This window comes from Paenibacillus pseudetheri (assembly GCF_924513355.1).
GTDB lineage: Bacteria > Bacillota > Bacilli > Paenibacillales > Paenibacillaceae > Paenibacillus_AQ > Paenibacillus_AQ pseudetheri.
Genome location: NZ_CAKMAB010000011.1, coordinates 20,690 through 40,015, shown reverse-complemented (window position 1 = coordinate 40,015; position 19,326 = coordinate 20,690). Strand labels below are relative to the sequence as shown.

General features: G+C 46.7%; 17 protein-coding genes. 12 read left to right on the top strand and 5 right to left on the bottom strand.

Annotated elements, in window-relative coordinates; translation table 11 throughout:
* Nucleotides 1-49 precede the first annotated feature (49 nt).
* The 9 genes from L1028_RS12405 to L1028_RS12365 all read left to right on the top strand — a co-directional run bounded on the left by L1028_RS12405 (nucleotide 50) and on the right by L1028_RS12365 (nucleotide 7,836).
* The gene (locus L1028_RS12405) at nucleotides 50-1,084 is read left to right on the top strand and encodes an amidase domain-containing protein (RefSeq protein ID WP_234534423.1); all 1,035 of its coding nucleotides are present in this window, start codon (nucleotides 50-52) and stop codon (nucleotides 1,082-1,084) included.
* 22 nt (nucleotides 1,085-1,106) lie between these two features.
* Entirely contained in the window at nucleotides 1,107-2,198 is a 1,092-nt protein-coding gene (locus L1028_RS12400) for a D-alanine--D-alanine ligase (protein ID WP_234534193.1), read from the top strand.
* Between the two features lie 47 nt (nucleotides 2,199-2,245).
* A complete protein-coding gene (locus L1028_RS12395; protein ID WP_234534191.1) occupies nucleotides 2,246-2,563 on the top strand; it encodes a hypothetical protein in 318 nt (105 codons plus the stop codon).
* Nucleotides 2,560-3,567: a UV DNA damage repair endonuclease UvsE gene (gene uvsE / locus L1028_RS12390; protein ID WP_234534189.1), complete on the top strand. Its 1,008-nt coding sequence runs from the start codon at nucleotides 2,560-2,562 to the stop codon at nucleotides 3,565-3,567. The genes L1028_RS12395 and uvsE overlap by 4 nt, the downstream gene beginning before the upstream one ends.
* A 239-nt stretch (nucleotides 3,568-3,806) precedes the next feature.
* Nucleotides 3,807-4,691: an inositol monophosphatase family protein gene (locus L1028_RS12385; protein ID WP_042184672.1), complete on the top strand. Its 885-nt coding sequence runs from the start codon at nucleotides 3,807-3,809 to the stop codon at nucleotides 4,689-4,691.
* 15 nt (nucleotides 4,692-4,706) lie between these two features.
* Entirely contained in the window at nucleotides 4,707-4,967 is a 261-nt protein-coding gene (locus L1028_RS12380; RefSeq protein ID WP_234534186.1) for a hypothetical protein, read from the top strand.
* A gap of 127 nt (nucleotides 4,968-5,094) precedes the next feature.
* Nucleotides 5,095-6,387: a stalk domain-containing protein gene (locus L1028_RS12375; RefSeq protein ID WP_234534184.1), complete on the top strand. Its 1,293-nt coding sequence runs from the start codon at nucleotides 5,095-5,097 to the stop codon at nucleotides 6,385-6,387.
* Between the two features lie 100 nt (nucleotides 6,388-6,487).
* The gene (gene def / locus L1028_RS12370) at nucleotides 6,488-7,039 is read left to right on the top strand and encodes a peptide deformylase (protein WP_042193240.1); all 552 of its coding nucleotides are present in this window, start codon (nucleotides 6,488-6,490) and stop codon (nucleotides 7,037-7,039) included.
* A gap of 176 nt (nucleotides 7,040-7,215) precedes the next feature.
* Nucleotides 7,216-7,836, top strand: a complete 621-nt coding sequence (locus L1028_RS12365) for a hypothetical protein (RefSeq protein ID WP_234534182.1) — start codon at nucleotides 7,216-7,218, stop codon at nucleotides 7,834-7,836.
* A 74-nt stretch (nucleotides 7,837-7,910) separates the two neighbouring features.
* Here the strand turns inward: L1028_RS12365 and L1028_RS12360 are convergent, their stop codons facing one another.
* Both L1028_RS12360 and L1028_RS12355 read right to left on the bottom strand, forming a co-directional pair.
* Nucleotides 7,911-9,227 (bottom strand): glutamate-1-semialdehyde 2,1-aminomutase, encoded by a 1,317-nt coding sequence (locus tag L1028_RS12360; RefSeq protein ID WP_234534179.1) that lies wholly within the window; start codon nucleotides 9,225-9,227, stop codon nucleotides 7,911-7,913.
* A gap of 122 nt (nucleotides 9,228-9,349) precedes the next feature.
* Nucleotides 9,350-10,393: an LCP family protein gene (locus L1028_RS12355; protein WP_234534176.1), complete on the bottom strand. Its 1,044-nt coding sequence runs from the start codon at nucleotides 10,391-10,393 to the stop codon at nucleotides 9,350-9,352.
* Between the two features lie 105 nt (nucleotides 10,394-10,498).
* On the opposite strand from L1028_RS12355, the gene bcp reads away from it, so the two are divergent.
* Both bcp and L1028_RS12345 read left to right on the top strand, forming a co-directional pair.
* Nucleotides 10,499-10,966, top strand: coding sequence for a thioredoxin-dependent thiol peroxidase (gene bcp, locus L1028_RS12350; protein ID WP_423803036.1), 468 nt, complete (start codon nucleotides 10,499-10,501; stop codon nucleotides 10,964-10,966).
* A 123-nt stretch (nucleotides 10,967-11,089) separates the two neighbouring features.
* A complete protein-coding gene (locus L1028_RS12345; protein WP_234534172.1) occupies nucleotides 11,090-15,373 on the top strand; it encodes a 2-hydroxyacyl-CoA dehydratase in 4,284 nt (1,427 codons plus the stop codon).
* Nucleotides 15,374-15,454: 81 nt separating this feature from the next.
* On the opposite strand, the gene L1028_RS12340 is transcribed toward L1028_RS12345, so the two are convergent.
* The 3 genes from L1028_RS12340 to L1028_RS12330 form a co-directional block, all read right to left on the bottom strand.
* Entirely contained in the window at nucleotides 15,455-15,766 is a 312-nt protein-coding gene (locus L1028_RS12340) for a zinc ribbon domain-containing protein (RefSeq protein ID WP_234534170.1), read from the bottom strand.
* Between the two features lie 97 nt (nucleotides 15,767-15,863).
* Nucleotides 15,864-16,808, bottom strand: coding sequence for a helix-turn-helix transcriptional regulator (locus L1028_RS12335; RefSeq protein WP_234534168.1), 945 nt, complete (start codon nucleotides 16,806-16,808; stop codon nucleotides 15,864-15,866).
* A gap of 312 nt (nucleotides 16,809-17,120) precedes the next feature.
* On the bottom strand, nucleotides 17,121-17,789 hold the full coding sequence (locus tag L1028_RS12330) for a DedA family protein (protein ID WP_234534166.1): 669 nt from the start codon (nucleotides 17,787-17,789) through the stop codon (nucleotides 17,121-17,123).
* Nucleotides 17,790-17,896: 107 nt separating this feature from the next.
* Between L1028_RS12330 and L1028_RS12325 the strand changes: the two genes are divergently transcribed.
* Complete coding sequence (locus L1028_RS12325; RefSeq protein ID WP_234534164.1) at nucleotides 17,897-19,309, top strand: polysaccharide deacetylase family protein; 1,413 nt, start codon at nucleotides 17,897-17,899, stop codon at nucleotides 19,307-19,309.
* Nucleotides 19,310-19,326: the final 17 nt, after the last annotated feature.

Sequence of the window (19,326 nt, the reverse complement as noted above, 5' to 3'; positions counted from 1 at the left end):
CTTTCATATACATAGAGCAGTAGTTAAAAGGGAATGAAGGGGTGCGAGTATAATGGAACAACAGTGGAAGCAGAGTCTATATGTATATGTAGATCAAGTGAATAAGGCTAGGGTGGAACCTAAGTACTCATCGCAAAAAGTTTCCGTATCCGTCAAAGATCCACGTTATCTGGTGGAGCAAGGGGAACGTTCACACCGTATCACTGAATGGTATAACGCTCGTGGGATCACTCCGCTGCGTGGGGAAACAGGTGTAAAAACTTTACGGACCGTCCGGCAGACTCCGACTGAGGTGGTAGCAGAGGTTACGCTGCATAGTGCACTTTATTATGAAAAAGGAGGCGTTAACCACCGCGAGGATAGGGTTGAGCTGGAGCGGTTGACCTTTGTGCGGGACGGAGGGGGCTGGGAAATCACTGCTATAGAACGAACCATTCCCGAAAGGAATACAGTTCATAGAGCTGAGGCGGAGTTACCAGGCAGGTTGTCCAAATGGGGGGAAGCTTTGCCTGCTCCGCTACCATCACAGCCCCTTCTAAACCGAAATATTCTTGGGGAGATTTCTGGCTCAAGAGAGATTCGCTACAACCGTGAAGAAGCAGTGGCTTATGCCGACCGTTGGTGGAAAGATGGCAATCCGGAGTTCGAAACGTTTGAGGTGGATTGTACGAATTATGTCTCCCAATGCCTCTTTGCAGGGGGCGCGCCTATCAACTATACTGGTAAAAGAGAAACGGGTTGGTGGTACAAAGGCTACCAAGGAAAACAAGAATGGTGGAGTTATAGCTGGGCTGTATCAGACAGTCTGCAGCGCTATTTGAGCGTTAGCCGGAGCAGTGGCTTGCGTGCGGAAGTCATGGAGCGGCCGGAGCAATTGATACTGGGCGATATCATTCAATATGACTGGGATGGTAACGGGCAATATCAGCACAGCACGATCGTCACAGCCTTCGATGCTGGTGGCATGCCGCTTGTGAATGCACGTACAGTTAGCAGCCGTCATCGCTTCTGGGACTATCGTGATTCCTACGCATGGACGGATCAAACGAAATACCGTTTTTTTCATATTAACGACTATTTATAAGACAGAAAGAGGTTAAAGAGGTATGGGGAACACAAAACTGACCGTAGGGCTGGTGTACGGGGGCAAATCCGGAGAACATGAGGTATCGCTACAGACGGCCTTTGCCGTGATGAACTCATTTGATTACGATAAATATGAGATCATTCCTTTTTACATTTCAAAACAGGGCTTGTGGAAAGTCGGAGAGACATTATCGGCACCTTATAGTGAGGTAGAGCAGCTCAAGCTTGCAGATGCAACGGAAGATATGGGCACAGCCTTGAATGTAGTATTTAGTGCACTATCCGGTGCGGAAAAAGCTGTGGACGTCATGTTCCCGCTACTGCACGGCACCTATGGTGAGGACGGAACGATTCAAGGGTTATTTGAAATGGCTAATATCCCTTATATTGGTGCTGGAGTTCTTGCCTCTTCGGCAGGTATGGATAAGGTTGTTATGAAGAAGCTATTCGCTGATGCAGGTCTGGATCAGTGTGAATATTGTTATTTTAACATCAGCGCTTGGAAAAGAAAAAGTCATGAGTTGATTATGGGTGTAGAGGATAAACTGGGGTATCCAGTATTCGTGAAGCCTGCTAATCTGGGCTCAAGTGTAGGTATTTCTAAGGCTTCTGATAAGGAAAGCCTTGTAAAAGCTATAGATTTCGCCTTCCGTTATGACACCAAAGTCATTATTGAGGAATTCGTGGATGCTCGTGAGGTAGAGGTCGGTGTGCTCGGAAATGATGAGCCAGAGGCCTCTGTTCCGGGTGAAATCGTTTCTTCTGGAGAATATTATGACTACGCAGCTAAATATACGGACGGCAAATCGCAAATGATGATTCCTGCGCCAGTAGATTCTGAAGTTGCTGATCGTCTGCGGGAGTCCGCGATAACCGCTTTTAGAGCGATAGAGGGTAGCGGGATTACCCGGGCGGACTTCTTCCTGCGGAGATCGGATGGTAAAATTCTAATTAACGAAGTGAATACGATGCCTGGCTTCACTCCTTACAGCATGTATCCGCTATTGTGGCGTGAGACAGGTGTATCCTATAGAGCTCTGTTAGACCGAATGATTGAGTTAGCCTTAGAGCGCTATAATTTCAAACAAGGTCTTAAGTATGACAACGAGTAATTGAAGCTACTAGCGGGTTCATCCCGACTGGAAAGGGGCGAAGAAATATGGGTTTTCAAACTGAATTCAATTCCGTCTGTAAGTTCAAGAATGAACAAGAGCTGTACGAGCTGCTGGAGTATGGGCGTACCAAAATGGTGAAGCAGGGCTTTCGCGTGTATCCAACGGGTCAGAAGGTGATTGCCTACACACCTGAGAATGTAGCTGTAGCGATCGTCAAAATCTCAGCCTCGATCGCAGAGATTAATTTTCAGGGGCATGAGGTTACAGCGGTTGAAATGGAACTCGTGCGTAAATTGAATGAAGAAGAGTCCAGAGTGCAGACGCTACTAGCAGATGAAATGTTTTTTGGAGCGCAGGGATGATTGTCCGTTTTGGATATGTAGCGATGTCCACCGTTATCAAAGACTGCTCACCATCCAAGACTATGACGATGGCCTCCTTCAAGAAGCTGGATGACCGTGAAGCGGCACTTCGGCGTTTGGAGAACCTCGCTCGGATGAATCTGCACAATACGCTGCGACTAATGAAGCATAATGTGGGTTCGGACATCTTCGTGTACCGTCTCACTTCGAAGTTGATTCCTCTGGCGACGCATCCTGATTTAAAGGATTGGAATCCGTTTGCTGCGCTCGCTGAGGAATTTGCGGAAGTGGGGCAATATGTGAAAAAGCATGGGATGCGGGTGTCTTTTCATCCAGATCACTTTACAGTGCTTAGTACACCCCGCCCTGAGGTGCTAGTAAGTTCCATTCGGGATTTGCAGCACCATACGGACATGTTGAATGCCATGGGACTACCTGCCATGGCGAAGAACAATATTCATATCGGCGGAGCCTATGGGGACAAGCCGGCGGCAGCCAAGCGGTTCGAGAAGCATTTCCGCGAGCTGCCAGCAGCGCTGCAGGCACGTATTACGCTGGAGAACGATGATAAAACCTTCACAGCCCCGGAGACACTGGCAGTCTGCCAGAACGTAGGTCTGCCGATGGTGCTGGATATTCACCATCAATGGGTGAATAATGAAGGTGAGCTCCCTTGGGAGCTGTGGCCTGACATTCAGCAGACATGGCGGAGCGAGTTTGCACAGAAGGATGCTCCACTGGGAGAGCTTCTCCCGCCTAAGATTCATGTATCTAGTCCGCGCAGTCCGTCTGATCCGCGCAGCCATGCCGATGGTGTGGAGCCTGCGCCATTAGTAGCTTTTCTAAAGCGAATAGCTGCAGATACCCCTGCTGTCGATGTTATGATTGAGGCAAAACTAAAAGATGGCGCGTTATTTGGATTGATGGAAGCAATGAAGGAGCTGGCGGATGCCGGTAACGGAATTTCTGTATTAAATGGGGCAAGTGTGAATATCGAACCTTAAACAATGAAAACAAGGCGATAGGTCCCGAATACGGGCCCTATCATGACTTGATATGTAACTTGAAATAGGGTACGTTGAATGAAACTTTATTACGATTAGTATTCAAGGGATCATAGAAGTGGGTATGCCCCTTATGGCGGAACTTTGAGAACGTTTTGGCGTATTGAACGGTATTGTGAATAGGATTGCTTTAAATTTCATGCCAATGGCGATTATGTTCAAGGAAGCGGAGTGAAGATATGAGTCCTTTAAAACCAGAGGGTAAGAAAGAACGTGAACCCTATGTAGTAACGAGCAAGGGACATACGGCGGTGGCTATTAATGCTGCTGCCAAAGCAGGAGAATGGATAAAGAGCAGACAGGGCCTGGTGAAGGAACTTAATACAAAGACATCGGCACAGGATCTGGTCACGGAAGTAGATAAAGGCGTTGAACAGATGATCCGCAGGTTGATTCTGACACATTATCCAGATCATGCGATCCTCGGTGAGGAAGGCGTATCCCCGGGAGCAGCAGCGGCAACCGCTGCATTGGAAGAAGCTCGTGAGCATGAATATCTGTGGATTGTAGATCCCGTAGATGGTACGACTAATTTTGTACACGGATTTCCTTTTTACTGTGTCTCCATTGCTTTAGTGATTCGTGGAGAATTAACGGTGGGTGTAATTTACGATCCGATTCGTGATGAAATGTTCGTTGCTGAAAAAGGTAAGGGAGCCTATATGCATGGTGTTCCTACCGCAGTTTCTACGGAGGACGTTTTTGGAGACAGCTTGATTGCAATGGGCTTTCCGCCGGACCGTGAATTTGCGCAACCTGTGAATATGGCAGGACTGCAGAGCATTCTTCCGCAGATTCGTGGTATTCGCGCAGGAGGTTCAGCTGCTCTACACTTGGCTTATGTGGCAGCTGGTCGGGTAGATGGATACTGGGAAGTAGGCTTAAGCCCTTGGGATTGTGCAGCAGGAGTGCTGCTAGTGCTTGAATCAGGGGGCAGAATTACGGATACGCTTGGACGCCCATACGATATTGGCACTCGTCATATAGTAGCAAGTAATGGTCATATTCACGAATATTTGGTTTCGTCACTGAAGAATGCTGAAGCAACAGGATATAAGCTTTAGGGAGGACGATGCATCATGAGCGAGAAGGATGATCTGGAACGCAAGCTAAGCGAAATGTTGGTTGAGGGTGAGATGGAACAGGGTGACCGTATAGCTAAAGAAATCCGTGAGATCTCTCCGAAGTATGAAATCCGTATCCAGACCACAATGGATCCTATTGTGGAGGAGACGCTCCGGTATCGTAAGATTGGACATGAACTAGACGATCGTTATGATAAATATCTGGAACGTGCCGGGAAAAATTTCAATTCACAAGAGGATTCAAATAAAGAATAAGACATTCGTTTCTAGCTGTGATAATAATGGTGATTTTCAGAGCGGTTTCCCGAATATGGGAGGCCGCTCTTTTGCGTTGCTATCAGGGATGGTAGAATGAGAATTAGAACATTTTGGGAGGGATACGATGCTAAGCAAGTGGAGAAGGATTTTATCAGCTAGCACAAGCAGTATGCTTTTGTTATCTGTGCTGATTGGCGTAGGTGCCGGATCGGCAAATGCAGCTGACACGTCTACAGCACAAGATGCAAGTCAGGATGTCTTTCGCATCGTAGCTCTTGGCGATTCGATTACTGCCGGATATGAGCCGGGAATGACGGATGTGAATACCAAGCCTTACGGTTATGCGGAGCGACTACTGGAGCAGGGGTGGTATCATGGCCGGAGCGAGCTTACCAATTATGGTATTCTTGGATTGACCACTGCTGGATTACGTAATTACACAGGAGCCATCAAGGATGGCTCAGTAATTACTGCTGAAGGTATTCAGTCAGGTCTCCCAGATCCGCGGATAGACCAGTTCGTAAAGTTAACCCCACAGATCGCATCAGAGCTGAAGGAAGCCGATCTGATTACGATTACAATTGGGGGGAATGATGTAAGCCGTCTTTTCTTACAGGTTAAGGAGCTGACAGATACAGATTTCGAATCTCAGCTGGAGCAGAAGTTAGCGGAATACAATACGAATGTGAAGGCGAGTCTTGAGAATATTCGTGCGGTAAATCCTCAAGCAACAATTATACTGGCTGACCAATATCAGCCTGCTCCTAAGATCGCTCTTGGTGCAATGTACACTAAATTGATGACCGCAGCAGCGAAATTTACGGATTCGGCAGATCGTGTGTCTGCAAGTATGAATCAAGAGGGAGCAAAGGTATTAGTAGCTCATGTAGCGGCAAAGTTTGCCGGCTCAGAGGGATCACTCACGCATATTATCGGGGCAGGACAAGCGGATTTTCACCCTACGCAGCTCGGATACGAGACCATTGCAAAAGTGTTTGCTGAATTACAATGGGGGGAATACCGCATTCCCACTGTAGCGACGATGGCTACGGATACTGTACCGATGTCGATTGTTGTAAAGGGTGTAGAGTTAAATACGCCGAATAAGCCCATCCTTAAGAATGGCCAGAACTTCTTGGCGCTTAAAGATATTCTAAATGCCGTAGGGGCTAACGGAAAGTGGGATAATAAAACCTCTAGTGCGACTATTGAATACGGTGGACGGACGGTTGTAATCACGATCGGTAGCAAATTTATTAAGGTGAATGGACAGAATGTAGCCATTGATACCCCTGCTTTTCTGCAAAAGGTAGGCAAAGAAGATAAAACTTATCTTCCCCTTGCCGCATTGGCGACCGGACTTGGATTTGATGTTAATTATAGTAGCAAACTGCGAACCGCTTTCATAAATCCATAAATCTGCATACTATATCATAAGTATTTTAAATTAAGCCCGTAAGGCAAAGGTGGATGGAATATTGTCTAGTTCAAAATTTAGTGCTGAATATATCATTACTATGGATGATATTGTACGGGAAGGTCATCCCGTGCTTCGTACCGTGGCTCAACCAGTAGAGCTTCCTTTACAAGAGGAGGATCGTGAGACTCTGCAATGTATGCTTCAGTTTCTGAAGAACAGTCAGGATCCGGAGATTTCCGAAGAATACAATTTACGTTCTGGCGTAGGTCTGTCGGCGAATCAAATCGGACTGTTGAAGCGTATGTTCGTGATGTATTCTACGGATGAGAGAGGGAGAATTGTAGAGCATGCTTGGGTTAATCCTAAGATCATCAGTCACTCACTAACCATGGTGTACTTACCGGAGAGTGAGGGGTGTCTGTCCGTTGATCGACCGGTTCATGGATTTGTACCTCGTTATGAATCTGTAAAGGTAAAGGGATATGATCTTGAGGGAAAGGAGGTTGTCCTTAAATTTAAGGGCTACCAAGCCATCATCATCCAGCATGAGATTGATCATCTCGATGGGATCATGTTCTACGACCGAATCAACAAGGAAAATCCATTCAAGCTTCCTCAGGGAGTGGAAATCCGTAACTTGTACGAGTAAAAGAAAATCTCTGAATCGTAAAGCGTGTGGTCTTACAGCATAAAGCTGAGGGGCGCATGCTTTTTTTTGCTATCTGCAAGATTGAATGATTTCAAATATTTTACAAATTAATCCACAAGAGGTACCATGTAGCTAATGGGTAGAAATTAACTTTATTATCAGAAGGAGGTTATTAAATGGGTTGGGGTAGAATGCCAATAAGAGGCGTGGTCAACGAATATAATGATGAGGTTAAGAAGATTGATGAGCAGATTTTATCATTGATTCAGGAACGTAAAGCTATAACAGGCAAGAAACGGTTTTCCCCCGAAAGTGAGGTCCTTGAGGAGTGGTCAACTAGATTCGAGATGGACACTTCTCAGATTGTACAGTATATACACAGTCTGAATGAGGCTGTACCCAGACGGAAATATTGGGAAGAACCCGGCTTGCTTCTCGGTGTACTTCCAATCGTGAAGCGGATAGTCCTCGAAGATTGCGAATATACACTTACACACGCTATGCAGTATGAAGCTCTCAGCATCGTTACTGTGGAAATTAAGTATTTAAAAGAAACGGTGGAGCACGTTCATCTTAGAGCCGCCCTAACATTGGAAATTATGAGTGAGGCAGCCTATGAAATCCAACCGCATGGAGGCCACGGAGGGGGCGCTCATACACAAATGAAATTCTTGGTCTGGCCACCGCTACCAACGGATCTGGATACGGTTCAATTTTCCTTAATACCTGGTGAAGACAGAATGTTTGGGCCTTCAATGACGGAGATTATATTGGACAAGCAAGTCGACTTCGAATAGTGCCTATGCAAAAAAACCTATCACCAGAAGCTTGGTGGTAGGTTTTAGTATGTTTAGTGGCCGTAAATAAAGTCTTATTTCTCAGCCGCCATAGCACGGAATGACGCTTCTGCTGCAATTAGCGTAGCTTCGATATCAGTAACGGTATGTGCTGTGGTCAGGAACCAAGCCTCATATTTCGAAGGGGCGAGGTTAATCCCGCGGTTCAACATGTGACGGAAGAAGCTAGCGAACAATTCGCCATCTGTATCCTGTGCCTCATCGTAATTCGTAACTGGATGCTTGCAGAAATGAGTAGAGAATGAACCACGGATGCGGTTGATCGTCAGTGGAATACCATGACGGTCAGCAGATTCCTGAAGTCCGTCGACAAGGCGGATCGCAAGCCGTTCCATCTCATCGTATACGCCTTCTGCGCTCAGCACTTCCAGACAGGCGATCCCTGCGGAAATGGAAGCAGGGTTTCCCGCCATTGTTCCCGCTTGGTATGCTGGTCCTAGTGGTGCTACTTGTTCCATCACATGCTTGCGTCCGCCGTAAGCGCCGATAGGCAGGCCGCCACCGATGATTTTGCCGAGTGCTGTAAGGTCAGGAGTAATATCTTCATGGTTATCCAGTCCAGCATATGTCTGTGTGGAACCATAGTGGAAGCGGAAGGCCGTAATGACTTCGTCATAAATAACGAGTGAGCCGTTAGCATGAGCTAGCTTGCAGAGCCCTTCGAGGAATCCGGGCTTCGGCATCACCATACCGAAATTACCGACGATCGGTTCAACCATTACAGCGGCGACATCTTCGCCCCATTTGTCCAGTGCTTCTTGCAGGCTTTCCAGATCATTAAAAGGAACAGTGATTACTTCCTGTGCAATACTGCTAGGAACGCCGGCACTATCTGGAATGCCAAGCGTAGAAGGTCCGGATCCTGCTGCAACGAGCACCAGATCAGAATGGCCGTGATAACAGCCAGCGAATTTTACGATTTTGCTGCGCTTTGTATAAGCACGAGCGACACGAATGGTAGTCATAACCGCTTCTGTGCCGGAATTGACGAAACGAACTTTATCCATAGAAGGAATAGCTTCTTTAAGCATTTTAGCGAGTTTGATTTCGAGCTCTGTTGGGGTTCCGTAAAGAACACCATTCTCAGCTGCTGTGGTAATTGCCTTCGTTATATGTGGGTGAGCATGGCCGGTAATGATCGGTCCATAGGCTTGGAGATAGTCGATATATTCATTGCCATCTACATCCCAGAAGTGAGATCCGCTGGCACGTTTCATAAATACAGGTGCTCCGCCTCCAACGGCTTTAAAAGAGCGGGAAGGGCTATTTACACCTCCAACGATATGTTGAAGGGCTTCGTGATAAAGTTGCTCAGATGTGGAACGATTCATAATGTGATCATCCTTTCGATTGTTGGTGCTCATGGCAACGGGCGAACAACGGTGTCTCCGCTGTCCGCCCGTATTATACCATTGCCTGTTGTGTCTACTTGTGAACGTTGCTTGTCAGATTCTTACTTGGTTCCGCTTGTATTACTATTTGAAGTAGTCTCTGGTGAAGGTGTAGGCGTAGGCTCAGGACCATTTAAGGTATCCTGCACAAATTCCTTCAATCTCTCCTTACTGCGAATGCCTATAACGGATGCTCCGTCAACGGTCTCCTCTTTGAGCAGATCCATCGGAGGAATTTGCTCACTACCGCCCATGGTGCTGTCGTACCCAACGGTTGCCAGCTTCCACATGTCATTTACTGACATATTGGTTTCGATATAAGGTGTAACTTGACCTAGGATATTCGGTAGCTTGATTATGGATGTGGTCTGGATCAGTTTGTCAGCTACAACCTTGAGAAATGCACGTTGGCGCTCAGTCCGAGTGAAGTCGGAGGTAGCATCATGTCGAAAACGTACATATTGCAGAGCTTTATTACCGTCGAGATGCTGATATCCCTTTTTAAGATCAATGTCATATTCGGGACCATCTGCAATGGTCTTGTACACCATGTCCTTCTCGACTTCATAATCTACACCACCAACGGCATCTACTAGCTTGATGAATCCTTGGAAGTCCGTGTAGACATAATATTGAATCGGGATGCCGAGCAGATCGCTTACAGTCTGCATCGCCGTGTTAGGTCCATAAATGATAGCTGAATTAATACGTTTTTCGCCGTGATCTGGAATCGGAACGTAAGTGTCTCTAAGAATTGAGAATACGCTGATTTTCTTCTTCACGGGATCAAGTGAGGCGACGAGCATTGTATCGGAACGAGGAATTTCCCCCTTCTTGACACCGCGGGCATCCACGCCCATTAGTAGTATATTAACAGGCTCTGTACCTTCCCACTTTGGAGGTTCTGGCGTGTCAACATCAACGGTTTCAGCATTCTTGAATGGTGAATTCTCGGTGTTCGACATACTGCCAAGCTCAGTGTAAATGGATGTAAAGTAGTAAATGGCCCCGCCGATAATAAGGAGGAGTATAATGGCCAGTATCCAAAGCAGCGGTTTCTTCTTTGACTTACCAGTCTTTGCGTGCCTTTTCTTTCTAGGTGGCATTTCTCGTTCTTCCTTTCGCATTCACATTCTCTACATTATAATTTCTTTTGGGGATACGCGCAATTCATGCTCGATCCTCCAATATCAAGAAGGAGTGGATATAACTTGAACGAAGTAGCGATAGGACAAAAAGTACCGAATTTCACCCTTCCGTCTTCCAACGGGCAAGAGGTTAGTTTAAGTGATTACCTGGGCCGAAAGGTCATTTTATATTTTTATCCTAAAAATATGACACCAGCCTGTACACAGGAGGCCTGCGAATTCCGGGACGCCCATGATCAGATTACTACGCTTGGTGCGGTTGTTCTAGGCATCAGTCCAGATCCTTTGGCTTCGCATATGAGATTTACGGAGAAGAATAGTCTACCCTTTCCACTGTTGTCTGATGAGGATCATAAGATCAGTGAAATGTTCGGTGTATGGCAGCTTAAGAAGCTCTATGGTAGAGAATACATGGGCATAGTACGTTCTACTTTTCTGATCGATGAGCAGGGGACCTTAGTCGAGGAATGGCGGAAAGTACGAGTGAAAGGTCATGTAGCATCAGCCATAGCAGGGATTTCCAAATCATAAAGTTTGTTAATAACTTTTTGTAAAAGTCTGTTACATTTTTAACAGCTTTCATAAGGTGTTGTCATGATATAGTTTCCTCATAATTGCTTCAAATTTGGAGCAAGACGAGGTGGTGTAGTGATAATGCTGCGTATTGGCCTTGATATCGGATCAACTACTGCAAAATTGGTTGTTATAGAGCGTAACACTATTGTTTATCAGGACTATGTAAGACATTATAGCGATATAAAAAAAGCAGCCCTCTCTCTTCTATCTGACGTACAGAGCAGATTTCCTGAGAGAGGCGCAGCCCTTACTGTAAGCGGTTCCTCAGGCTTATCTTTATCTAAACTGGGAGGTGTACCGTTCGTTCAGGAGGTGATCGCCTGTACGAAGGCGATTGGCGAGCTGATTCCAGAATGCGATACGGCGATTGAACTGGGAGGGGAGGATGCCAAGATAATTTATCTCCGAGGCGGCATTGAGCAGCGTATGAATACGGCTTGCGCGGGTGGAACGGGAGCATTCATTGATCAAATGGCATCGCTGCTACAGACCGACCCAGCGGGCTTAAACGCATTAGCAGAGAAGCATGATCGAATCTATCCTATCGCTTCACGCTGCGGTGTATTCGCCAAAAGCGATGTGCAGCCGCTACTAAACGAGGGGGCTCGCCGGGAGGATGTGGCGGCTTCAATCTTTCAGAGTATTGTTAATCAGACGATCAGCGGTCTCGCTTGCGGACGTCCGATTCGCGGACGGGTGGCTTTCCTTGGCGGGCCGTTAACCTTCCTGCCAGCCCTGCGTCAGCGTTTTGCGGAGACGCTTGAACTTGCGGAGTCAGATATTCTTTTCCCTGAGCGGTCGCAGTATTTCGTAGCGATTGGATCTGCACTTTCTGAAGCGGATCCTACTGTTTTACCGCTTTCAGGTTGGATCACGCGAATAGCAGCCGTGGATTTTACAGCGGATCGGGCAACGGATGCTGAATTACCACCGCTGTTTGAGAACCCCGATGAGCTTGCTGCGTTCCGTCAGCGCCATGGTAAAGCTTCTGCTGCCAGATCAGACCTGGCTCTGTATCGTGGCCCTTGCTATCTGGGGATCGATGCGGGTTCAACAACAACCAAGCTCGTATTAACCGGCTCTGCTGACGAAATTCTACATACCTTTTATGGCAGCAACAAGGGGAATCCCCTGTATTCTGTCAGTGAGGCACTGAAGGAAATGTATCGGGTTCTACCAGAAGGCTGTTATATTGCAGGTTCTTATGTAACAGGTTATGGAGAGGGGTTAATCAAAGCCGCTTTATGGACGGACGGCGGTGAAGTGGAGACGGTTGCTCATTACAAGGCCGCATCTAAGTTCATGCCGGAGGTAGACTTTATTCTGGATATCGGCGGACAGGACATGAAATGCATCAAGATCCGCGGCGGTGCTATCGACAGTCTAATGCTCAATGAAGCCTGTTCGGCAGGCTGTGGCTCTTTTCTGGAGAGCTTTGCTTCTGCGCTCGGATTAGGTGTCGAGGAGTTTGCCAAGTCGGCGCTGGAAGCGGTCAAACCGGTTAATTTGGGTTCCCGCTGTACGGTATTCATGAATTCTAAAGTGAAGCAGGTTCAGAAGGAAGGTGCGTCGCTGGCGGATCTTTCGGCAGGTCTTGCCTATTCCGTGATTAAGAATGCCCTGCAAAAAGTAATTAAAATTCGCAACCCTGAGGATTTAGGGCGAAATATTATTGTTCAGGGCGGCACCTTCTATAACGAAGCTGTATTGCGGGCCTTTGAGTGCCTAACGGGGAGAACGGTAGTCAGACCGGATATTGCTGGCGTTATGGGAGCGTACGGTTGTGCACTGATTGCTCATGAGCAGGCAGGGGCTGACGGAAAAAGTACACTGCTTGGACCGGAGGAAATAGCAGGCTTTAAGTACGAGGTGTCTTCAGGTCGCTGTGGCCGCTGTGGAAATAACTGTGCGTTAACGATCAGCCGGTTCCCGGACAAGAGCTTCTACGTTACAGGCAATCGCTGCGAGCGTGGTGCAGGAGGCAGGAAAGAGAAGAATGTACTGCCAAATTTGATGCAGTATAAGTATGAACGTTTCTTTGACTATGAAGCATTACCGGAGGCAGGTGCAGCACGGGGCACTGTCGGTATTCCACGTACGATGAATATGTTCGAGAATTACCCGTTTTGGCATACTTTTTTCACCAAACTTAGCTACCGGGTAATTCTCTCTCCTAAATCAAGCAAGAAGCTCTACGAAAGTGGGATGGATACGATTCCTTCAGAATCGATCTGCTATCCTGCAAAGATGGCGCACGGACATGTGCAGAGCTTGATTGGTAAAGGCGTCGATTTTATTTTTTATCCTGCCGTAGTGTATGAGAAGAAGGAAGATGAAGCAGCGGATAATCATTTCAATTGTCCGGTGGTCGCCTCTTATCCTGAGGTCATCCGCAACAATATGGATGGGCTAAAGGAGAATGGAATCACGCTGGTCAGCCCGTTTCTGACCTTCGACGATAGATCTGCGCTGACTAAGGGACTCGTGAAGACATTTACAGGGATTCCGAGAGAAGAGATTGCGAATGCTGTGCAGGCAGGACTTACAGAAGCTGATCGCGCGAAAAGTGATGTGCGCACCAAAGGTGAAGAGACGCTTGCGTATCTTGCCAGCACTGGGAACAAGGGAATACTTCTCTGTGGTCACCCTTATCATGCGGATCCTGAGATTAATCATGGCATAGCAGATATGATTACCGGTATGGGACTCGCCGTGCTGACAGAAGATTCTGTCTGCCATCTGGACCGAAGTGAAGGGGATGTTGCGGTAGTTAATCAGTGGACCTATCATGCCCGAATGTACCGCGCAGCCCGTCTTGCCGCAGTCCGAACCGACCTGGAGCTTGTTCAATTGACTTCCTTCGGTTGTGGGATAGATGCGATTACCTGTGATGCCGTGCAAGACATTATGGAAAGGCATAACAAAGTATATACGCTGATCAAAATCGATGAGATTAGCAACCTTGGCGCTGCGCGCATTCGGCTGCGTTCACTGCTGGCAGCGATGCGCGAACGGGAAAAAGGAAAGGTGCTGCCACAGAAGCCGCCTAAAATACAGGCTAATGTAGCATTCACGAAGGAAATGAAAGAAACGTACACGATCCTTGCGCCGCAGATGTCGCCCATTCATTTTGAATTGTTTGAGCAGGTTTTCCGCGATGCGGGATACCGTCTCAAGATCCTTGAAACCACTGGACCTGAAGAGACGGAAGAGGGCCTTAGATACGTTAACAATGATGCATGTTATCCCGCAATCGTAACGATAGGGCAGATTCTGTCGGCACTGAAGAGTGGGGACTATGATCCGAATCGTACCGCTGTAATCATGTCACAGACGGGCGGTGGCTGCCGGGCGACGAACTATATTTCTTTGCTCCGCAAAGCCTTAAAGGATTCAGACCTCGAACAGATTCCTGTGATTTCGCTGAATGCTTCTGGAATGGAGAACCAGCCAGGCTTCCGAATCAGTCTTAAGCTGGCAAATCGGCTGATCGCTGCGGCTTGCTATGGTGATCTAATGATGCGGTTGCTAAATCATTTTAGGCCGTATGAGGTCGTTCCAGGGAGTGCTGAGCGTTTGTTCCGTAAGGGGATGGAGCGCTGTAAGGTCAGCCTAGTCAACTTCTCGTTCCGAGAATATAAACGTCTGATTCGTGAAATTGTAGCCGATTTCTGTAAGCTGCCCGTTACAGGTGCTACTAAACCAAGAGTAGGCATTGTTGGAGAGATCCTGATTAAATTTCACCCGGACGCCAACAACCGCATCATCGAGATGATTGAGGCGGAGGGCGGAGAAGCGGTAATGCCAGACTTCTTAGATTTCATCTTTTATTGCGTATATAATCCGATCTACAAAGCCGAGCAATTCGGCAAAAGTAAACGACTAGGGTATATTAATCCGATGTTGATCTCCTATCTGGAGATTTATCGTAAGCCGATTAAGCTTGCGCTTGAGGATGCGGGACTGGCTAAAGGACGGGAGAATATTTATGGTCTTGCTGAGAAAGCCAGCCGGCTGGTATCCGTAGGAAATCAGATGGGTGAGGGATGGTTCCTGACTGCAGAAATGATGGATCTGCTGGATAATGGTGTGAATAATATTGCTTGTATTCAGCCGTTCGCCTGCTTGCCCAATCATATTACCGGGCGTGGGATGATTAAGGGCCTTAAGGAGTTATATCCCGGCGCAAATATCGTCGCCATTGATTATGATGCTGGAGTTAGTGTAGTTAACCAAGCGAATCGGATCAAACTGATGATGTCTATTGCCAGCAGTCTGGAAGGCAATACGGTATCTGATTTAGAACAATCAGTTAAACCGCTGCAGCAGACCCTGCTTGATGGCTCCTACAGTCTGACCTGAGCTTAATAAGGCAACATATAGACGAACTGCCTATAAAAAGCGGACCAAGAATTCACTTGGTCCGCTTTTTTGTGCTGATTATTAGTTCATTGAAGGAGAGCTGGCTACGCCTCTCCACCGTTTCAGATGAGGCAGCTGTTCAGCGAGTAATTTACGGGCGACCGCCTCGTCCATTCCTTCTTGAACCAAGTAGCCTGTACAAATGTCAGCCATTTCTTGCAGCGTAATGTCAGGCTGTTTGAATGCTCCATCTTCGTAGCAGTATACACAATAATCCTCGATTTTTTGGCCTTCCTTGTTCGTTCCAAGTAAATCTTCCGTAGGCATAGGCATCCCACAGCTTTGACAAAATTTCGGCTCATCTTTTAATTGTCCTACATGCTCTTGTTCCATATACAGCACTCCTTTTAAAAGTACGCGAAGCTTATGAGCACTCGCTTTAAGTACATTATAGAACTATGAATCTGACGACATACCGTCAGGTTTAAAGCTAGGTTGCATATTTTTTGGCAACCCCAAGAGCCAACTCCCCAAGCTTCTGACGAATATGTTCCGGCTCTAGCACTTCTAAAGCCGTTCCGAAGCTGAGCAAGAAACCATAGAGCCATCCGTCCTCGGGATAATGGATGGACACGTTATATCCACCATGTCCGTCCGGCTGAAGCTCAGTGGAGTCAAAGCGATCTTCCGCAAGATGTCTCCCTTCAGCTGTGAAGTGCAGAAGGATTGGCGACACTACTGAGGCTGAAGTCACTCGCTGATAATCAGTGCTCCAGGGCAGCTCCTGCATGTCCCTATCTTCTCTTATGAATTCCCGTTTTTCTTTAACGAGTCCTTTCATACGATGTAGCTTGAATAATCTGAAATCCTGGCGTTGCAGACAGTAACCATACAAGTACCATGCTTGTCCTTTTAAGACTAAAGTATAGGGCTCGACAGAACGCTGACTGGATTGCCCCTCGGCATTGACATAATCAAAGGCCACAGTTCTGTTTTCTTCCAGCGCCTCTTTTAAAGTTGCAATCTTCTCTTCTAGGATAGGCTGAAGACCCCAAGGAGAGAAATCGATGATAAGCTGGGTCGTTTTGCTTCGGAAAGCGGCGGTCTGTGAGGGCGGGATTACGCTACTGATCTTCTCCATGAGCAGAGTGTGTTCAGTTCCGCCATAAGAGGAGACGCTTTGCAGAGCGGAGAAAATATCAGCCAGCTCGCGGTCGGTCAATACATTGCGGTCTAACCGGTAGCCTTCCATAAGGCCGATACCACCACCCGATCCCTGATAGGTGACGATAGGAATTCCAGCCCCATTAATACTTTCAATATCACGGTAAATGGTGCGAACGGACACTTCGAACATGTCGGCGAGCTCCTTCGCCTGAATGAGACGCCGGTTCATTAGCAGAATGACGATAGAGAGCAATCGATCAATTTTCAAAAGGTAGAGCCCTCCTTTTCGGATAATTTCGTTATGTATGATGTACTACATCTTAGCAAATTCTCGAAAATAAAGCATTGTCATAAAATAATAATTCGATTAATTTCTAATTAGATGTTTATATAATTAGATGAAGCGAGGTTTACGATAATGGGTAACCCACTAGCTATTACAATTTTTAAAGCACAAAAGGGATATTCGCGAAATGGATGGAGCCTCGGGCGCTGGGTTTTACTGTGGGAGCAGGGTTTTCTGGAATTGCTATACTGTTGGCAGTGTATGCGTTGATACGTAGTAAAAAGAGCGGTGAATTTACCGCTCCTTGGAAGGTTTTTTAATTTTGGCCTGAATCCGAGTGGCAGCTTTGCCAGGGAAGAGGCGGTCACGGATGTTTTTACGATAACGGTAAATGATCACAAGGGCTGTTATTACTGCACCACCAGAAATAATCCAAAGCGCATATGACTCGAACAAATGGAAGATGCCCATCCACTGTGGACCAAACACCTTTCCGATGCTAAGAAACAGCACTACCCAGAATACGGCTCCACTATAAGCATATAGGGCGAATTTACGGAAGGGAAGCGCAATAATACCAGCAAAGTAACCAGTAAAGTGACGTACCCCTGGAATGAAATAACCGATAAAAATAAGAAAGCTTCCGTATTTCTCAAACCATTTCTGTGTTTTTTCTAGCTTAGTAGGTGAGAATAGAAACCATTTGCCATATCGCTGGATAAAGGGCATACCGGCTTTTAATCCGACAAAATAGGTGAGGGTCATCCCAGCTGTGGTGCCTGCAAAAGCAACTACAATTAGCGTAAAGAAATCAAGCCTCCCAGTATAGGAAAGGAAACCGGCAAACGCCATAGTGGTCTCTCCGGGAAAGGGTAAGGCAACGAACTCAAGAAGTAATCCAAAAAATAATACGCTATATCCATATTTGGTGAATAATTCTTGTATAAAACTCAGCATTTCCATAAGATTGTCACTCTCCAAGAGGCAGTAGCCTTATTCTATTTTACAGCTTGTCTTCATACAATCTACCAAATGGCTTTTAAGCCAATAGAATGCTGGAGGTAGAGAAGATGAAGGGTAATAAAAGCGCACACAGCCGCCGAAAGTTGATAAGCGGATTGCTCGTTATGGTTGTAATATTCATCGTAATGCTCGGATGGAGTTTAGGGAAAAACTTGAATTCATGGGAGCTCCGATCTTTGCAGCCCGCTAGCGCGGAGTCTGTATCTGTTAAGAATAAGCTTACCGCAGCGACGATGCAAGATTTGCCATCTGGAGTAGAACCACTCGCTTCTGCATCTCCGGAAGTTCACTCCTCTTCAAGTGCGGCCCTTACTGTGACTCAACTCCCTCAAGCTAATGGGGTAGAGAAAATATCCAAGGTTTCAACAACGAGTTCTGCAAATACAGCAGCCAAAAAATCTAAAAAAACAGTCTATATTACATTTGACGACGGACCTAGCGGTAACACCTTCAATGTACTTGAAATTTTACATCAGGAAGGTGTGAAGGCAACCTTTTTTGTACTTGGTAATCAAGCGAAAAGCCATCCTGAGCTCATTGACTCCATATGGGAACAGGGCCATGCCATTGGCAATCATACCTATAATCATAATTACCATGATTTATATAGTGGATTCACGGAATTTTGGAATCAGATTAAACAGACTGAAGAGATTGTTCAGGGGATTACAGGGGTTCGTCCACAGCTTATCCGCGCCCCAGGTGGAACCTATGATCATTTTGATAATACCTACTTCAATTTATTGAAGCAAGCAGGTTATAAGGTGATGGATTGGACGGTGGATAGCGGCGATTCAAAAAGGAAAGGCGTGCCAGCCTCAGAAATTTTGAAGGAATCCACAATGGATATGAAGTCTTCCCAGGTTATTTTACTGCTACATGATGGTGGCGGTCATCAAGAGAGCGTCAAAGCGCTGCCGGACATTATTGCACGCTATAAGGCAGCTGGATATGACTTTGGCCTATTGGATGAAACGGTAGAACCTGTGCAATTTAGAGTCTCTTCAAAAGCGACTAATTTGGGGCGGGAAAAGCCTTCAAAAGCTTGGGTCGCCTCAAATATCACACCGAATGCGGAGCTCTTTGCGCCTGGAAAGCCATTGATTCTGGAGGTCGGAAAGCTGGAGACGAAGCTGAATCCCGGGGAATATTCCGTGCGGAATGGACAGTATATGGTCCCGCTTCGTGCTGTAATTGAACGGCTTGGAGGGCGAGTTAGCTGGGATGTGAATAGCCGAAGTGGAGAAATAGATTGGAACGGGAAAGCGATCGTTGCCGATGTAATGAACAAACAATTGATTCTAAACCATCCTGATAACAGTCAAAAGACAATCGATGCGAAGGTAGAAATGATTGGTGGATCGATCTGGGTATCGCTACGAGAACTGCTGGAGACATCAGGTCATCCTCCGCTTAATATAAGCGTTACTGAAGTAGAACGCCGAGTAAAAACTTTCTAAAAGAAGAGCTGAGGCTG